Consider the following 16,277-nt stretch of genomic DNA (forward strand, 5'->3'; position numbering starts at 1 on the left):
AATGAAAAAATGGATAGCTTCGGCAATCATCTTAGCAATTGTCGTCTTTGGCAGTGTCATTGGATTTAACATGTTTAAGGCACAAAAGATTAAAGAATATCTTGCTTCTCGCCCTACTCCTGTATTTTCGGTGACTGCAACGACAGCAGCATTAGAGGATTGGACTCCACATCTTCGTGCAATAGGATTTATCGAACCAATTCAAGGTGTAACCATTGCCAATGAAGTCGCTGGCAAGGTAGCAAAAATCAACTTCACATCTGGACAGCAGATGAAGAAAGATGAGCCTATTTTATACTTAGACAGTGAAGTAGAAAAAGCTAACCTAAAAACAGCTAAAGCTCGATTGCCTGCCATTGAACGTAATTACAAACGACTCAAGTCCCTACTCAAAAAAGGCTCTATTTCACAAGGCGATGTTGATGATGCAGAAGCAGAATTTCTTGCTTTAAAAGGTGAAATAGAAGGTTATGAAGCAACTATTAGTTTACGCACTATTCGCGCACCGTTTTCAGGTATCGCCGGTCTGAGAAATGTATTCTTAGGTCAATACTTAGCGAGCGGTTCAGAAATTGTGCAATTAGAAGATATTAGCCGCATGCAAATACGTTTTACTGTTGCGCAAAACGATTTGAATAAATTGCATATCGATCAGGCGATGAATATTTTTATTGATGCTCAGCCAGATACAGCCTTTACCGGTAAAATTTCAGCAATTGAACCAGCCGTAAATTCTCAAAGCGGCCTAGTACAAGTTCAAGCTTCTATACCTAATGAGCAACAAATATTACGTTCAGGTATGTTTGCTAAAGCTGATGTGATTTTACCAACTATTGAAGATCAAATCGTCGTCCCAGTAACTGCAATTAATTATACATTATACGGTGAAACAGTTTATGTGCTCACTGAGAAAGAAGCAGACGATGGTAATACTTACTTAGAAGCGAAACAGCAGATTGTGACTTTAGGTAAAACCAAAGAAGACAAAATACACGTACTGTCAGGCCTTAAAGCAGGCGATCAAATCGTCACTAGCGGTCAAATACGTTTAAGCAATGGCTCACGTGTTAAAATTGTTGAATCCGATGCGCTTGATGCACCCTCTGTTCTTCCAGCTCTGTAGGTGATTGAATGAAATTTACCGATATTTTTATAAAGCGCCCTGTTTTAGCAGTATCGTTGAGCTTGCTCATTGTACTGTTAGGTGTGCAAGCGCTGAGCAAAATGCAGGTACGAGAGTACCCTAATATGACCAATACCGTAGTAACAGTGACAACTAGTTACTACGGTGCTAATGCAGATCTGATTCAAGGCTTTATTACACAGCCCATTGAACAAGCCATTGCACAGGCAGATAACATTGATTATATCAGTTCACAAAGTACCTTAGGTAGTTCTGTTATTACCGTGAACATGAACTTGAATACTGACCCAAGCGGCGCAGTCGCTGATATTCTCGCCAAAGTTAACGGCGTTAGCTCCCAACTACCCAGTGAAGCAGAAGATCCAACGATTGATGTCAGTACAGGTTCAACCACATCGGTTATCTATATTGCTTTTTCAAGTGATCAGCTTAACTCAAGTCAAATCACTGATTACCTACAACGTGTGATCAAACCTCAGTTATTCAGCATCAACGGGGTAGCAAAAGTTAACCTTTATGGCGGTACTGAGTTTGCAATGCGTATTTGGCTAGATCCGGAACGCATGGCCGCATTTGGGCTAAGTACCTCTGAAGTCATTAGTATCCTACAGGCCAATAACATTCAATCTGCTACAGGCCAAGCAATGGGTTACTACACCCTGTTTAATGGCAATGCAAAAACACAGGTTACTAGTGCTGAAGAGCTTGAGAAGCTAATTATTGCAACTCGCGATGATGGTAGAACCATACATTTACAAGATATCGCGCGTGTTTCATTAGAAAAAAGTCATGATACATACCGTGCTATGGCAAATGGTAATGACGCCGTTGTGGTCGCAATTGACTCAACACCTACGGCTAATCCATTAGATATCACTGCCGACGTAAGAGATATGCTGCCAAGCTTGGAAAAAAGTAATCCAAGCTCAATCAATATGGAAGTACTCTACGATTCAACAATCGCTATCGAAGAGTCTATTGATGAAGTAGTTAAAACTATCGCAGAAGCAGGTTTAATTGTACTTATCGTAATGATCCTGTTCTTAGGTTCATGGCGTGCAGTTGTGATCCCAATTATTACTATCCCACTCTCATTGATTGGCGTTGCAGTAGTGATGCAGATGTTTGGTTTTACCATCAATTTAATGACGCTACTAGCCATGGTATTAGCGATCGGTCTGGTGGTCGATGATGCGATTGTTGTGGTAGAAAATATCGACCGGCATATTAAAGCAGGCGAGGATCCTTTCCGTGCGGCGATTATAGGTACCCGCGAAATTGCAGTGCCGGTTATCTCGATGACAATTACGCTGGCAGCTGTATATGCGCCTATTGCGTTAATGGGTGGTATTACTGGTTCATTATTTACCGAGTTTGCTTTAACCCTTGCTGGGGCAGTATTTGTCTCGGGTATCGTAGCCTTAACATTATCTCCTATGATGTGTAGCAAGATGTTAACTGTTAATCATCAACCAAACCGTTTTGAGCGTGGTGTTGATAAAGTATTAACAGGGTTAACCAATAAATATGGTAATGCGCTTGATGTAATTATGACACGTCGACCTGCCATCATTATCTTTGCCATATTAGTGTTTATATCATTACCTTACTTATTTAAATTCATTCCATCAGAGTTAGCACCAAAGGAAGACAAAGGAGTATTAATGATGCTCTCTAAAGCCCCTTCCAATGCTAATCTCGATTTCATTGAAAATAGTATGCGTTTGGTTACTGATGAGATTTCTGCACAACCAGAAGTGGAAAGTAGCTTAGCTATGTCGGGTATCCCTAATGCTAATCAAGCATTTGGTATCGCGATTATGAAGCCTTGGAGCCAACGTGAAAAAGGACCTGCGGAACTATCTGCGACTTTAACACCTGCTTTCGCAGAGATCCCTTCTGTTGCCACAGTGACCTTCCAACGTCCTGAATTACCAGGATCTTCTGGTGGTTTACCGGTGCAGTTTGTAATCACTACATCTAATCCGTTCCAAAGCTTAGTGAGCATTGCTACAGATGTCTTAGCAGAAACCCAAGCGAACCCTAACTTTGTTTATTCAGAGCTAGATTTAGCCTTTGACTCAGCAACAATGAATATCAAAATAGACCGTGATAAAGCAGGTGCCTACGGGGTAACTATGCAAGATATCGGGATAACGCTAGGGACATTATTAAGTGACGGCTATTTAAATCGCATTAACTTAATCGGACGTAGTTATGAAGTAATTGCACAAGTAGAGCGGAAATATCGATTAGCGCCAGAAAAATTAGGCGATTTTTATGTCCCGGCTAAAAATGGCAATATGGTACCGTTAAGTGAGTTAATTACAATTGATGTGGTTGCAGAGCCCCGTTCATTACCTCATTTCAATCAGCTTAATAGTGCAACTGTTGGCGCGGTACTATCACCGGGTGTGACAATGGGTACAGCAATTACTTTCTTTGAGGGCTTATCTGAGACTAAATTACCACAAGGTTATACTCATGATTACTTAGGTGAGGCTCGCCAATTTGTGACTGAAGGTGGAGCATTATATGTCACCTTTATCTTGGCATTGTTTATCATCTTTTTAGTACTCGCTAGTCAATTTGAAAGTATGCGAGATCCGCTAGTGATTATCATGACTGTTCCATTGGCGATCAGCGGTGCATTAATGGTACTTGCTTGGGGTGCCGCAACCATGAATATCTACACGCAAGTGGGATTGATCACCTTAGTAGGCTTAATTACTAAACATGGTATTTTGATTGCAGAAGTTGCTAAAGAAGAACAGCTCCATCATGGCTTAGATCGTATTGCAGCTGTGAAAAAAGCAGCGACAGTACGTTTGCGTCCAATCTTAATGACAACGGCAGCGATGGTAGCAGGTTTGATTCCACTGCTATTTGCATCTGGTGCTGGTGCGGTGAGTCGGTTTGGTATTGGTATTGTTATTGTAGCGGGCTTATCGATTGGTACGTTATTTACCTTATTCATTCTACCTGTTATCTATTCATTCATCGCAAGCCAACATAAAGCGAGCCCTGAATTTGATGAAGATAAAGTACCAATGGTTAATAGCAAAACCGAATCATAAAGATAAAGCGAATACAGTTTTATAAGTAAAATGTAAAAAGGCGAAGCATAACTGTTTCGCCTTTTTTTGTACTTGTTAGTTACAGCAATATCATAAAAATAAGGCTAGTTAACGTATTAGTACATATTAAACAATCACTTAAATACCGTATTGAGCACGGTACGCTTTAACAGACTCAAGGTGTTGTTGCATGTCAGGTAATGTTTCAAGGTAAGTTACCACATCAGCTAGTTTAACAATCGAAATAACTTTGGCATCATAATCACGTTCTACTTCTTGAATCGCTGATAACTCTGCTTTACCTTTTTCTTGGCGATCTAAAGCAATTAACACACCTGCAAGCTGTGCTTGATGTGCATTAATAATATCCATTGACTCTCGAATCGCTGTACCAGCAGTGATCACGTCATCCACCAGCATAATCTTACCTTCCAAGTCAGACCCAACCAAACTCCCACCTTCGCCATGAGTTTTTGCTTCTTTACGGTTAAAACAATAAGGAACATCTAAATCATAATCATTAGACAAAGCAACTGCTGTAGTTGTAGCAATTGGAATGCCTTTATAAGCAGGACCAAATAGCAAGTCAAAATCGATACTTGAATCCTGCAGTGCAGCAGCATAAAAACGACCCAATCGAGCCAGATCTCTACCGGTATTAAACAAACCAGCATTAAAGAAATATGGACTAATACGTCCAGATTTTAGGGTAAATTCACCAAATTTTAATACCTGTTTTTCAATTGCAAACTCAATAAACTCTTTTTGATAAGCTTTCATTTTTTACTCCATTTCCAATGCTTTTTTCTGCTCGATAATTAACTGGGTAATACTATTATTGGCTAACGCCAACATTGCTAATAATTGGGTGTGGCTAAACTCACCTTGTTCAGCCGTGCCTTGAATTTCAATCATACCGCCTTGCTCTGTCATCACAATATTCATATCAGTTTGTGCTTTTGAGTCTTCGGCGTAGTCTAAATCACAAATGGCAGTATCTTGATAAATGCCAACAGAAATGGCGGCGATCATCTGTTTTAGTGGGTTTTTCTTTAACTTTCCACTTGCCACCATCCAGTTCAGTGCATCTACAAGGGCAATACATGCTCCTGTTATGGCGGCTGTACGTGTGCCGCCATCTGCTTGAATTACATCACAATCGACAGTAATGGTATGTTCACCTAATGCTTTTAAATTTACTGCGGCACGCAATGAGCGAGCAATCAAACGCTGAATTTCTAATGTTCGACCGTCTTGTTTACCTTTTACTACTTCACGTTGATTACGCGCATGCGTAGCACGAGGTAGCATTGCATATTCAGCGGTCACCCAACCTTTGCCTTTACCACGTAAAAAACGCGGTACAGACATTGCAACACTAGCATTACATAGGACTTTAGTTTTACCGACCTCTATTAATACAGAGCCTTCGGCATGATCGGTATAATGCCGAGTAATGGTAATATCTCGATGTTGTTCGGGAGAGCGGTGACTAGGACGCATAAACAGCGGACCTTATGAGTAAATAAGCGCCGATTATACCGATTATCTCATCAGGTGCAAAACACCTTAAAGAACAAGCTAAAGAAGATTGCTAGAGGCAGTAAGGCATATTGTGATGACTTATTATAAGCTAAGCAGACTTTATCTAAATGATTTAACTTTAATGGTTATTTTTATAAATCACTAACTGCCCTTTCCCTTTATCCTGAGCTTGATATAAAGCTTGCTCGGCACGACGCATTAGCTCTTCTTCTAAGTAATCGCCATTAGATACCATACAAGCTGCACCAATACTCATGGTAATAGAGCCAGGGTCTTTCATGCCTTTAAAAGAAAAGCTCCAACCGTTAATCATATAAAAAATTTCTGCCGTAAGTGCTTTGATACCTTCTTCCGAGGTGTCTGGCAATAATACCGCAAAGGTATCCTGCTCGAGGCGAGCTAATAAATCCGCAGGGCGTTGAATAATGTTACTTAAACGTTGAGATAGTTCAATTAAGCATTGGTCACCAATGTTGCGACCATATTTTTCGTTAACCTGTTTGGTATTATCAACATCAATTAACAATAAAGAAATTTTTTCACCTGAGCGTCTGCTTCTCACCCACTCTTTCTTGAAAAACTCATTGAAATAAGCCTGATTTGGCAAGCTGGTTAAGAAGTCTCGCATGGCAAGTTGTTCTAAATGGATATTTTTTATGTGTAGTTTTTTATACTTCGTTCTATAAGAAAGTGATAACAGCAATAACAAAAAGGTAAGAAGAAACATGCCAATTACTGCAATTAAGTACCCTTCAACACTGGTCTTTCTTTCATATAATGCAGGTAACCATTTGTTTAAGATTTCTTGTTTCTTTTGGAGACTAATCGACCCAATTACTTTATTGAAAATACTTAATAGCGTTAAATTCCCTTTTTCAACGGCCAAAGCAAATGAGTAATCACTTGAAAATTGATCCACTATTTTTAAATTAGGATACGCATGTTGAATCTGATTCACCATCACAGGTAGCACATCAATAAAACCATATATATCACCGTCGCTTACCGCATCCAATCCTTCTTTCAAGGTATGGTATTCGTGAAAATCTGCATCCGGGTATTTTTCACTTAACAATTCTCGGTATGAACTATCCTTCAACATACCTAAAGGTTTATGCAGTACCTGTTGTAATTTATAAGGATAATTGTCACCCGCTGTTATTAATGCTAATGGGAAAGCGACATAGTCAGGTGTAAAAGATAGGAACTCCTTACGACGAGGCGTATTTTTAATCGTAGGAGTAAAGTCACAACGCCCATCTTTTAACGCTTGTAGTGCTTCCGCCCAAGTTGAAGTGACGTGTAGTTCTATTGGGCTGCTAATACGTTGTGCGAATAAACGTACAAATTCAGCAGAAATACCAATATGTTTGCCATTTCTGATGGCTTCTATAGGCAACCAATCAGGATCGACACACATAATTAATGCGCCATGTTTGTCTAAATAATTTTGTTGTATGCTAGAAAGAATAGGTAATCGATCTTGGTAGTTTGCTGCGTAATAGGATTTGCCAAAGCTAATTTGCGACTTCCACTTTTGATGCAATTCATCTATGTCTTTTTTATTTAACGATAACAAACCTTTATCAAGAATATCACGTAATACTAAATTACCTTTTTGTACTCCCATAAATTTAGGCAAATAATGAAAAACCTTATGATCTATTAACGCAGTATTCACTACATTTGGCAGTAAAGAGCGTTTAACATAGTAATTAATCGCATCGTAAGAATCTAAAACACCATTTACTTTCCCATCTACTAACAATTGAATCGCTTGTTCTGTTGTGTTGGTAACCATGAGCTGTATATCAGGATAATACTTATTAAGAAGTTCTTCATAATAAAAGCCTTTTATCACAGCGATAGACTGTATATCGCTGAAATCATTTAAAAAGACTTCTCCTGTTCGTGTAAGTAAACCATCTATAGAGCTTAGGGTTTGGTTATGTGTGAAGGTAGTAAATTGCTGTCTTTCAGGGGTTATTTTCATATTAGAGAGAACATCTATCTCTTTATTTTTTAATTTTTCTAAATATTCATTCCATTCGTAACCAATAACAAACTCGATTTTTAATCCTGTTTTTTCTGCGACTAATCGGATCAAATCATTGTTGTAACCAGATACTTCACCGTTTTCGATATAATTGAAAGGGTGCCATGAGGCTGCGGTATGCACTTTAATGACTGGGTGGTCTTTAATATACTGCTTTTCTTGGGGGGTAAGTTCTATCTCTGCTTCTATTTTCTCTGGCTGTGCAAAAGCATTATGAGTAAAAATCAGTGTCATAAACACAATATTAATCATTGTAAGCAAAGCAGAGGGCAGAGACAGCCGCATGAATATTAACCTTTTAATTTAGAGGGAAAGATTCTAACAAATGTCATTAGGTAACATAACATTTAAAAAATAAAACTAAAAACCAACAAAGCTAATGTGATATAAGTAACATTAAGCACATCAAAACAGGCCATTTTATTATATTTATCAGTTAATTACCGCGATAAAATAATAAATAAAGTAGTTTAAGAGAAGTAATTGGAAGGTGAAATCACAATAAAACAATCATATTAGTTAATTGCCTTATTGTGATATTTTATTATTTTGTACTAACGATAAGAGTTAGATTCAATAAACTGCCTCAAAACAGAGTGAGCCACTATTAAACCCTAATATTAGAAGCCGTATAATAATGTCATCGTCGTTTCTGTGTCAGTACTTTTAACATCTTCAAGTGGTTTATTATCATAACGAACCACGACAGCAAATTTCATTGCCAATGAACCAACTAAGTTAGCTGAAATTGATGTTTCTGAACGGCCATCTAGTTTACTTCCCCAATCCGCAACAAACTTTTGTTGGAATTTAGCAGAATCGCCAATTTTAGTTTGGAAATCAACAACGATATGTGCAACCGCACTTGCATCGTAATCTTCCCCTTCAGTTTCAGCTGAATCATCATCATACTTCTGGTAAACATAACCTGGGCCAGCTTCAGCCGTTAAAGACATACGCTTAGTATCAATAAAACGGTAACCATAACCCGCAGATGTACTAGATGCGTAGTCATAACCAGAGAAAGGGTCAATCTCATAGTTCGTATTAGCAAATAAATAACTTACATCATCAATTTGATAATCACCTTGTACTTCGAAGTAATAACGTTTTGCAGTAACTTCATCTTCATCTTTTTTATAGGTACCATCAAAAGAGTAAGTATTTTCCCAATTAGACAGCTCTTGCTTTATTTCCAAAGCAGCTTTAAATGAAGAAGTGTCAGTATTACCTGTCGTTACCGTTGCCCCTAACTCGGCTTCGCCGCCAACCGTTGCGTCACCTTCAACAAACTCGCTTTTCTCATCAGCGGCATAAACATTTAAAGGTAATGCTAATGCAACAGCCGTTGTAAGTAGTATTTTTTTCATACTGTTCGTCCTTTGTTTTTTTATTGTTATAAATTTCTTATGTACTTGTACCCATTACAGCTATTAATAGTTTTTACCTCAGTAAAAATGCCTTAATTTCATGTAATTGTTTGTCCTCACAGCCCCATTAAAATAATATAGTTGCACTCAGAACGGCTATATCGTAATAGTATTAAATAACTACTCCAATATTTCAGTTTGTCCCATACATAGCTAAAGCTCTTGTGGGCTTTCACCTAAGAGCTTGAGTAATTAATGATTTAATGGAGCTTCTGTAAGTTCCTTACCTGCGTACATTAAGTGTGAACATGATCACTTATAAAAGTTCACATATAATGTACGAAAAGTAATGTTTACTTTGGTTGAATGTTTAACTGTTCAATTGTTGATATGGCAATTTCAGGCGTCAGTGATAAAGGAGCTTCTTCACTAAACTTTTTACCTTTAACTTGTACAATAATTTGTTGAGCTTCTCTTTTATCAAAGAATAAGCGACTGTAATATGCTTGTACTTCTTTTAAAGTTATAGAGCGTAGTTGTTCAACATGCTGCTGTTTCGTATCAATTTTATCTTTATTGCTCATCCACTCACCAATCAGGTAAGAAAACTCTGTACTGAGGTTACTTGGCTTCGCTAAATAGTTGGCAATATGTGCTTTCTTTATCTCTTCAAACTCGCTTTCGGTAGTATTTGCTAACACCGTTTTGAAGTTCTCTAAAAATGCTTTAAATCGCTCATATAAAGCAGCGCTTCCAATGGTTGGGCTTTGTGTAAATAAACCAAAACCAACACTTTTATCGACTTCAATACTGGCGGTAAAAGGAGAATAAGTTAGTTGCTCTTGAGTACGAATTTGATCATAAAAAGCAGGTTTTAATAGCTTATTTAATAACTCAGCTTTTGCTTGTGAGATAGGATCTTGGTCGACCATCAAATACACACTAGCTAGCGCATCATCATCTAACTCTGATTGACGGACAAAGTTTAAAGCACCTTGTTCTGGGTCAGCATGTAAGCGATGAATGGTATAAAATGGATTAGGCTGAATTTTAATCTTCACCTTTAATTGCGCGGTTAATTGCAACACGTCAATAGTAGAGAAATTACCTAAGGCCAATAATCTAACACTAGATTGAGATAATATTTGTTTAACTAATTGCTTAAGGTCATCAGCGGTTATTGGGTCAACAGCTTTTAATAGAGTTTCATTCGACCATGAAGGAGAACGTACGACCTTTCTAAAGCCGTCTAAGCCTAAATCCATCGCTTTCATTTTGGATTGATTTTTCAATCGACGTATTAGGTCTTGCTTAGCTAAGCTTATCGACTGTTCATCAATTTCCATACTATTTAAATAATCCAATAAGGTCAGTAATAATTTCCCCTGTTTATCACTATAACCACTGGTACTAATCATCAGTCCATCGTTACTGCTAATAGAAAAACCAAGACCAGCTTCTTGAGTAACAAAACTTAGCTCTGCCAATTGTTTTTGTAGCACATCTAATAATAGATTTATTTTGATTCGCGCAGCAGGACTACGATCGTTCAAATCATTATTTAATTGTAACTTATAGGTTCCTTTAGGCTGATTTAATTGGCTTTGTTTAATCCAAACCGATAAGCCAGATTCTTTCACTAAATGGATCGCCTGTTTACTTTTTTCTTCTTGAACTATAGATAAGTCTTCAGGTAACCAGTCATTACGCACAGGCAAAGTCATTTTTGATTGAATATCCAGAGCAGAGTTTAACCAACGCTGTAGACGAGAAGGTTTAATTTTATGCTGTGCATATTTTCCTTTATAAAATGGAATATCTTTATTTACATTTGCATCGGGAGAAACGACGAATAAACGGCTATTCTCAGGTGTCAGATACTCCAATAGTTGTGCTATTAACTTCGGCTTGAAGGCATCTAAACGGAATGAATAAGAGAGTAAATCCTGCAAAGGATATTTCTGCATATTCGCAGATAGAGACATCACATATTGAAAACTAGATTGCTTCGGCAAAAACTGAAAATAGTTATCTAAACTTTTTTTCTGTTCAGAATATTGCAGTTGGTTAATCCCTTTATCTTTAACTAACTGAATATAAGCAAATAAACTTGCTAGCACGGTATCTTGCTGAGTTAACCCTTTATTAGTGAGTTTAAAGGTCAAACTAAACTGAGAGTACTGTTCGCTTTGAGCTGCATAAAAACCTGCAGAAACTGACTCTGCTAAACCTAACTTTTGTAGATAATCAGATAAACCACCTTTATGATCAGACCCTAATAAACGACTAATATAACCGCCCGGTTGATACATATATTCATCTTTCACACTTGGGATCAAAAAATTCACTTGTAACAACTTCAGATCAACCGTAGGTTTCATTTGCACTTCTAAAGCTAACTGTTTGTCGGTAACTAATGGAGTCATGATCAGCGGTGTAGTGACATTATTATTAGGGATCTGCGTTAAAAATTTTACAGCAATAGTTTGCATATCTTGAATTGAGCGTGGGCTAATCAAAGCAACTTTCATATTATTTGCTGAGTAATGTGCTTTAAAAAAAGCAGTTAGCTCTTCTTGCAAATTACTATTTGGTTTATCTACTAACGTCTCTAAGTTACCAGTACTAAAACGAGCCATTGGATGTTCTGGATTCAGAGAGTAACGCTGAAGTGCATAAAGTTTACGCATATCATTATCAACATACGTTTCATTTTCTGCATTTACTGTATGGCGCTCTTTTTCAGCATACTGTTCATCTAAAAGCGGCTCATTCATAACATCGCCTAACCTATCTAATGCTTCACCAAATGCATTATCATTGACTTCAAATCCATAGACTGTTGCATCTTGTGCTGTATATGCATTGGTATATCCACCATTTTGACTCATGAATTTACTGTATTCATTAATCACTGGATAGCGCTTCGAACCTAGAAATAGCATATGCTCTAAATAATGGGCTAAGCCAAGCTGTGAATCTGGATTATGCATGCTTCCGATCGGTACAGATAAAGAAGCTGCACTATTTTTTAAATCAGGATCGGAAATAAGCAGAACCTCTAGTTGGTTTGCTAAACGGATCACTTGATATTCACGTTTATCATTAGGGCTTTGGGTAATCGAACTATTAATTACTTCAATATTTTTCATAGTAGACTCAGCAGATGAATTAGTGGCCGCATAAACAAAAGCAGAAAGGGTTAAAGACATGCAACAAAATAGTAGATAAATGGGCTTAACTGGCATCATTTAATGAGCTCTTTTAATTATATTGTGAAAGCAAATGGTGAAGACAGTGGACTATGCAACAAGTGAAAGCAAAATAAAAGTCTTCTCACCATGAATAAATAGGAGTTTTAGGACACAACTACCCAATATTTATTAGTTTCTATTTACACTCTTATTATTTGTAATATTATTAAACTAAAATGAGATGCTACCGATATATTATATAAGCTCATCCTACCCAACCAATGGTATACCTTTAATGTTACTTTTTATGACAAGATTTTGCTCCAAAGAAAATAAGCATCAATATGCCGAAAAGCAAACTGGCTTTACGCTGATAGAGCTGTTAATCGTTATAGCCGTTGTCGCTATTTTAGCGCAAATTGGGTTTGCTTCATACGTTACTGCCGTTCAGAAAAGCTATCGTTATGAAGTGCAACAATCGATGATTGAATTAAGCCAGCAGTTAGAGCGTTATTACTCTCGTCAGGGTAATTATTCAGGTTCTAGCGCAACCGCTAGCAACTTTAGCACAGACTATTACACGGTAAGCTTTAGCGAATTAGAGGATGATAAATACACTATCTCTGCATCACCTATCTCGAGTACTAGTCAATCTAATGATAGCTGCGGCACGTTAACTTTTGATTACCTTGGCAAAAAAACGCCAACTACTTCAGGATGTTGGAAATGATAACAACCAAACAGCAAGGCTTTACACTGATTGAGCTGATGGTCACCGTCGCGATTGTTATTATTTTATCAATAATCGCTATTCCTAGTTGGAGTACTTTAATCCGTGATAATAGTATGAGCGTCGCGGTTAACCAAGTGCAGAGCATTTACCAATTAACACGCTCCGAAGCATTGAAGCGTAATGAAGAAGTGACCTTAACATCCTCAAACAACCGTTTAACTTGGACATTAACAAATCAGGTATCGGGAGCAGACAGCACCATTAAAACCATTACCCTGGCAACTGATCAAGTCTCTATCGTACCCTCGGCTGGAAGTGCGAGTGAAGTATCTCTTGTCGTACAAAAAACAGGTTTTGCAGAAAATGAGCAACTCGAGTTTACTTGGGAAGATGAATACCGTTGTTTATCTATTTATAACAGTGGTCAAATTCAGGTCAGTACAGATAGCGGAGACTGCGAGTAATGTTAAATTCATTTAGTCGTGCCAGACATAGCAGTAAACAGAACAACAAACAGAGTGGCTTTACTTTAATTGAACTATTAATTGCCCTTCTAATTGCAGCTTTATCCGTTTTAGGCTTAGCTTATACACAAAATAAGAGCCTACAGTATGCGCGCAGTAGTAGCCAATATACACTGGCAAGTATTGAAGCAAGCAACACGGTAGAGCAAATTTGGAATTCACTTTGCGAACTAAAAGATGGGTCTAAAAGCCTCGGCGACTTAACCTTAGCTGATGGGTTTACCCGTACTTTTGATCCAACTACCTTTGATATTACCGATACATTAAAGATCAGCATAGACTGGGGTGATCAGCGTTTAACTGATGTAGAAGATGAAGTATCCGTGCAAGCTGTTTTCCCAGATATTTGTCCTTAGGTGCAATAAAATGAAACCATTATATAAGATAAAACAAACTGGATTTAGCTTAACCGAATTAATGATTGCAATGGCCTTATCGTTATTGATTATATTAGGTATAGCAACGGTATTCTCAAGTTTAAAAGAAACCTCAACTTATTCACAGCAATTAGAAAATACACAAGAAGTCCTGCGTTTTAGTAACTCGATTTTTAGCCGAGCAATACACCGAGCAGATGAAATGGATGACAAATCCTATACCGGAAGCGACGGTAATACTTATAAGCAGTTAGACTTAACTTTTAATCTAGACAATTTAGATACAGGTGAAACATATACCAGCTGCTTAGGTAATGGCATGAGTAGCCAATATTATGAAAGCTATCGCCTGGCTGATGGTGAATTAATGTGTGCAGAATACACCACGGCAGGTTTAGATGATGCTAGCAAAACCTTTACTGCTATTGGCACTAATATCGATGCTCTAAGTTTTGCCATTAGCGATAACCTATTAACCGTTTCAATCACCCCAGCTGATGAAACTGATTCAATACAAATGATGTTTGCACAACGACAAGCCATTTTAGGCTTGAATGAATAGTTTAGGGAATGAACATGAATAACGCTTACAGCCAACCTAAAGAGAACCAAGGGTTTGCATTAATTACTGTATTAGTGATCACATTTCTTGGTAGTTTAATTGTGTTCGACACCATCCAAGAAAACCTCAATCAAGAGCGCATGGCTGGTAATTATTCCAAAGAACTTAATGCACGTTTACAAGCTGAAAATGGCCTGGCAGAAGCTTATAACACGCTCAGCGCAGACAGTAGTCTATCAACTGACGATATGATGACTCTATTAAACAGTGCCCAAAATGATTCTGGTGGTTACCATCATAATATTGATGCTTGGTTAGATAGTGATATAAGAGAAATTAATAGTTCAGGCTTTCACTACGATGGCACGTATGCAATGCGCGGTTCATTTTCATTAACTTCCTCTTCAGGAAACTCTGTTTTTACAGGTGCAATCACTACCTGTGATGGTGCAACATTAGGAGGCAGTGGCACCGTCGATAGTTATGATTCAAGTGAAGGTGCTTATGACTCTAGCAACCCAGGCAATAATGGTGATGTTTCAGTATTAAACGAAGATGCTAGTGGCTTAACTTTAAGTGGTAGCTCACCTATTGATGGAAATGTGTCGATTAATGGCGACTTAACCATGTCGGGATCAGCTTCTATTTCAGGTGATGCTCATGTGTCAGGCAACATTGACTTAGGCAGCTCTGGCTCTATTGATGGAAACGCACAGGCAACAGGTAATGTCACCAACTCCTACTCATCAACAACCATGGATAGTATTAGCGCTAACGGTGATGTCACCATACTAAACAGTTATGATAATCCGATTTCATACAGTGGAGATTTAAATTATCCTAGTTATGGCAGTGTTAGTAATGCAACCTATTATGATACTGCTCAAGTTAGTGACGTTGGTACTGAAACCTGCGACATATTAGATTTAACCAGTGAATTTGCTAACACAACGGATGGTGTAGGTAGTTTAGGAAGTGTATCTCCAACCGCTTACTCTTTTTCATATTGGCCTTACACTGACTATGTATTTACCGATACAGGACTAGAGTCATATAACAAAGACAGTGGTACCACAGATAGCTTTGATACAGAAACAGCAAGTATCGACTTTTTAGGTGAAGAAACAGAAGTCTATGTAATGAGCATTGATAACTTTCAAAATGGTAATACAATCACTATCGAAAGCGGTAATAATGTCACCATCTATTTAAGTGGGGACACCTCTATTGAAGATAAAATTTATGTGGAAGATGGTGCAACGCTAACCATCATTACCGAAGGTACTTTTACAACAACAGCTGATGGTGGTGTATATGCTTTAGATAGTGATGGTAATACAGCTACTTCGGCAGTAAATAGTGATGGTGAAAATTCATTTATTCTATACTCAGGGTATGACTCTGGTGGGGATAATAGTGATTATGGTGTTACCTTGTCTGGCTCAACAGATATGTTTTTAACCGCTTATGCACCCGATGCAGCGATCAATGTCACAGCAAGTGGTGATATCTATGGTTCTTTACGTAGTGATTATCTAAATGTAAGTGGCGGAGCAGGCGTTCATTTCGATGAACAAATCACCAGTACTAATATAGGCAGCTCTGGTTCTAGTTCATCAACACCAGAAATTACACGTTGGTTTTAAAAAATCACACTTCTATCGAATTTACCCATAGTATTTTAATCTTTAATAC

At 37.9% G+C, this 16,277-nt stretch carries 12 protein-coding genes; 7 read left to right on the forward strand and 5 right to left on the reverse strand.

Features of this window, described 5'->3' with window-relative positions; genetic code table 11:
* The first annotated feature begins 1 nt into the window (after position 1).
* Complete coding sequence (locus V5290_RS10205) at positions 2–1,123, forward strand: efflux RND transporter periplasmic adaptor subunit (protein WP_333384972.1); 1,122 nt, start codon at positions 2–4, stop codon at positions 1,121–1,123.
* 8 nt (positions 1,124–1,131) lie between these two features.
* On the forward strand, positions 1,132–4,221 hold the full coding sequence (locus V5290_RS10210) for a multidrug efflux RND transporter permease subunit (RefSeq protein ID WP_333384974.1): 3,090 nt from the start codon (positions 1,132–1,134) through the stop codon (positions 4,219–4,221).
* 138 nt (positions 4,222–4,359) lie between these two features.
* Here V5290_RS10210 and pyrE read toward each other — a convergent pair whose 3' ends face one another.
* From pyrE to V5290_RS10235, 5 genes are all read right to left on the reverse strand, one after another.
* Positions 4,360–5,001: an orotate phosphoribosyltransferase gene (pyrE, locus tag V5290_RS10215; RefSeq protein ID WP_333384977.1), complete on the reverse strand. Its 642-nt coding sequence runs from the start codon at positions 4,999–5,001 to the stop codon at positions 4,360–4,362.
* A gap of 3 nt (positions 5,002–5,004) precedes the next feature.
* Entirely contained in the window at positions 5,005–5,724 is a 720-nt protein-coding gene (gene rph / locus V5290_RS10220) for a ribonuclease PH (protein WP_333384980.1), read from the reverse strand.
* Between the two features lie 160 nt (positions 5,725–5,884).
* Positions 5,885–8,107: a transporter substrate-binding domain-containing diguanylate cyclase gene (locus V5290_RS10225; RefSeq protein ID WP_333384983.1), complete on the reverse strand. Its 2,223-nt coding sequence runs from the start codon at positions 8,105–8,107 to the stop codon at positions 5,885–5,887.
* 335 nt (positions 8,108–8,442) lie between these two features.
* Entirely contained in the window at positions 8,443–9,192 is a 750-nt protein-coding gene (locus V5290_RS10230) for a DUF481 domain-containing protein (RefSeq protein WP_333384986.1), read from the reverse strand.
* A gap of 353 nt (positions 9,193–9,545) precedes the next feature.
* The gene (locus V5290_RS10235) at positions 9,546–12,443 is read right to left on the reverse strand and encodes an insulinase family protein (protein WP_333384988.1); all 2,898 of its coding nucleotides are present in this window, start codon (positions 12,441–12,443) and stop codon (positions 9,546–9,548) included.
* 250 nt (positions 12,444–12,693) lie between these two features.
* Here V5290_RS10235 and V5290_RS10240 point away from each other — a divergent pair, with 250 nt between their 5' ends.
* The 5 genes from V5290_RS10240 to V5290_RS10260 are packed head-to-tail and all read left to right on the forward strand — an operon-like array spanning position 12,694 to position 16,228.
* Positions 12,694–13,116, forward strand: coding sequence for a type IV pilin protein (locus tag V5290_RS10240; RefSeq protein WP_333384991.1), 423 nt, complete (start codon positions 12,694–12,696; stop codon positions 13,114–13,116).
* Complete coding sequence (locus tag V5290_RS10245) at positions 13,113–13,583, forward strand: GspH/FimT family pseudopilin (RefSeq protein WP_333384994.1); 471 nt, start codon at positions 13,113–13,115, stop codon at positions 13,581–13,583. The genes V5290_RS10240 and V5290_RS10245 overlap by 4 nt, the downstream gene beginning before the upstream one ends.
* Complete coding sequence (locus V5290_RS10250) at positions 13,583–13,999, forward strand: prepilin-type N-terminal cleavage/methylation domain-containing protein (protein WP_333384997.1); 417 nt, start codon at positions 13,583–13,585, stop codon at positions 13,997–13,999. The genes V5290_RS10245 and V5290_RS10250 overlap by 1 nt, the downstream gene beginning before the upstream one ends.
* A gap of 10 nt (positions 14,000–14,009) precedes the next feature.
* Entirely contained in the window at positions 14,010–14,582 is a 573-nt protein-coding gene (locus V5290_RS10255) for a PilW family protein (RefSeq protein ID WP_333385000.1), read from the forward strand.
* Positions 14,583–14,596: 14 nt separating this feature from the next.
* Positions 14,597–16,228, forward strand: coding sequence for a PilX N-terminal domain-containing pilus assembly protein (locus V5290_RS10260; RefSeq protein ID WP_333385003.1), 1,632 nt, complete (start codon positions 14,597–14,599; stop codon positions 16,226–16,228).
* The last annotated feature ends 49 nt before the right edge of the window (positions 16,229–16,277 follow it).

The organism is Psychromonas arctica, from assembly GCF_036697365.1.
Classification (GTDB): Bacteria; Pseudomonadota; Gammaproteobacteria; order Enterobacterales; family Psychromonadaceae; genus Psychromonas; species Psychromonas arctica_A.

Bases quoted from the DNA above. Each gene is read 5' to 3' on its own strand.
- V5290_RS10255 (WP_333385000.1), top strand. From the start codon at position 14,010: ATGAAACCATTATATAAGATAAAACAAACTGGATTTAGCTTAACCGAA.
- V5290_RS10240 (WP_333384991.1), top strand. From the start codon at position 12,694: ATGACAAGATTTTGCTCCAAAGAAAATAAGCATCAATATGCCGAAAAG.
- V5290_RS10225 (WP_333384983.1), bottom strand. From the start codon at position 8,107: ATGCGGCTGTCTCTGCCCTCTGCTTTGCTTACAATGATTAATATTGTG.
- pyrE (WP_333384977.1), bottom strand. From the start codon at position 5,001: ATGAAAGCTTATCAAAAAGAGTTTATTGAGTTTGCAATTGAAAAACAG.
- V5290_RS10235 (WP_333384988.1), bottom strand. From the start codon at position 12,443: ATGATGCCAGTTAAGCCCATTTATCTACTATTTTGTTGCATGTCTTTA.
- rph (WP_333384980.1), bottom strand. From the start codon at position 5,724: ATGCGTCCTAGTCACCGCTCTCCCGAACAACATCGAGATATTACCATT.
- V5290_RS10260 (WP_333385003.1), top strand. From the start codon at position 14,597: ATGAATAACGCTTACAGCCAACCTAAAGAGAACCAAGGGTTTGCATTA.
- V5290_RS10230 (WP_333384986.1), bottom strand. From the start codon at position 9,192: ATGAAAAAAATACTACTTACAACGGCTGTTGCATTAGCATTACCTTTA.
- V5290_RS10250 (WP_333384997.1), top strand. From the start codon at position 13,583: ATGTTAAATTCATTTAGTCGTGCCAGACATAGCAGTAAACAGAACAAC.
- V5290_RS10205 (WP_333384972.1), top strand. From the start codon at position 2: ATGAAAAAATGGATAGCTTCGGCAATCATCTTAGCAATTGTCGTCTTT.
- V5290_RS10245 (WP_333384994.1), top strand. From the start codon at position 13,113: ATGATAACAACCAAACAGCAAGGCTTTACACTGATTGAGCTGATGGTC.
- V5290_RS10210 (WP_333384974.1), top strand. From the start codon at position 1,132: ATGAAATTTACCGATATTTTTATAAAGCGCCCTGTTTTAGCAGTATCG.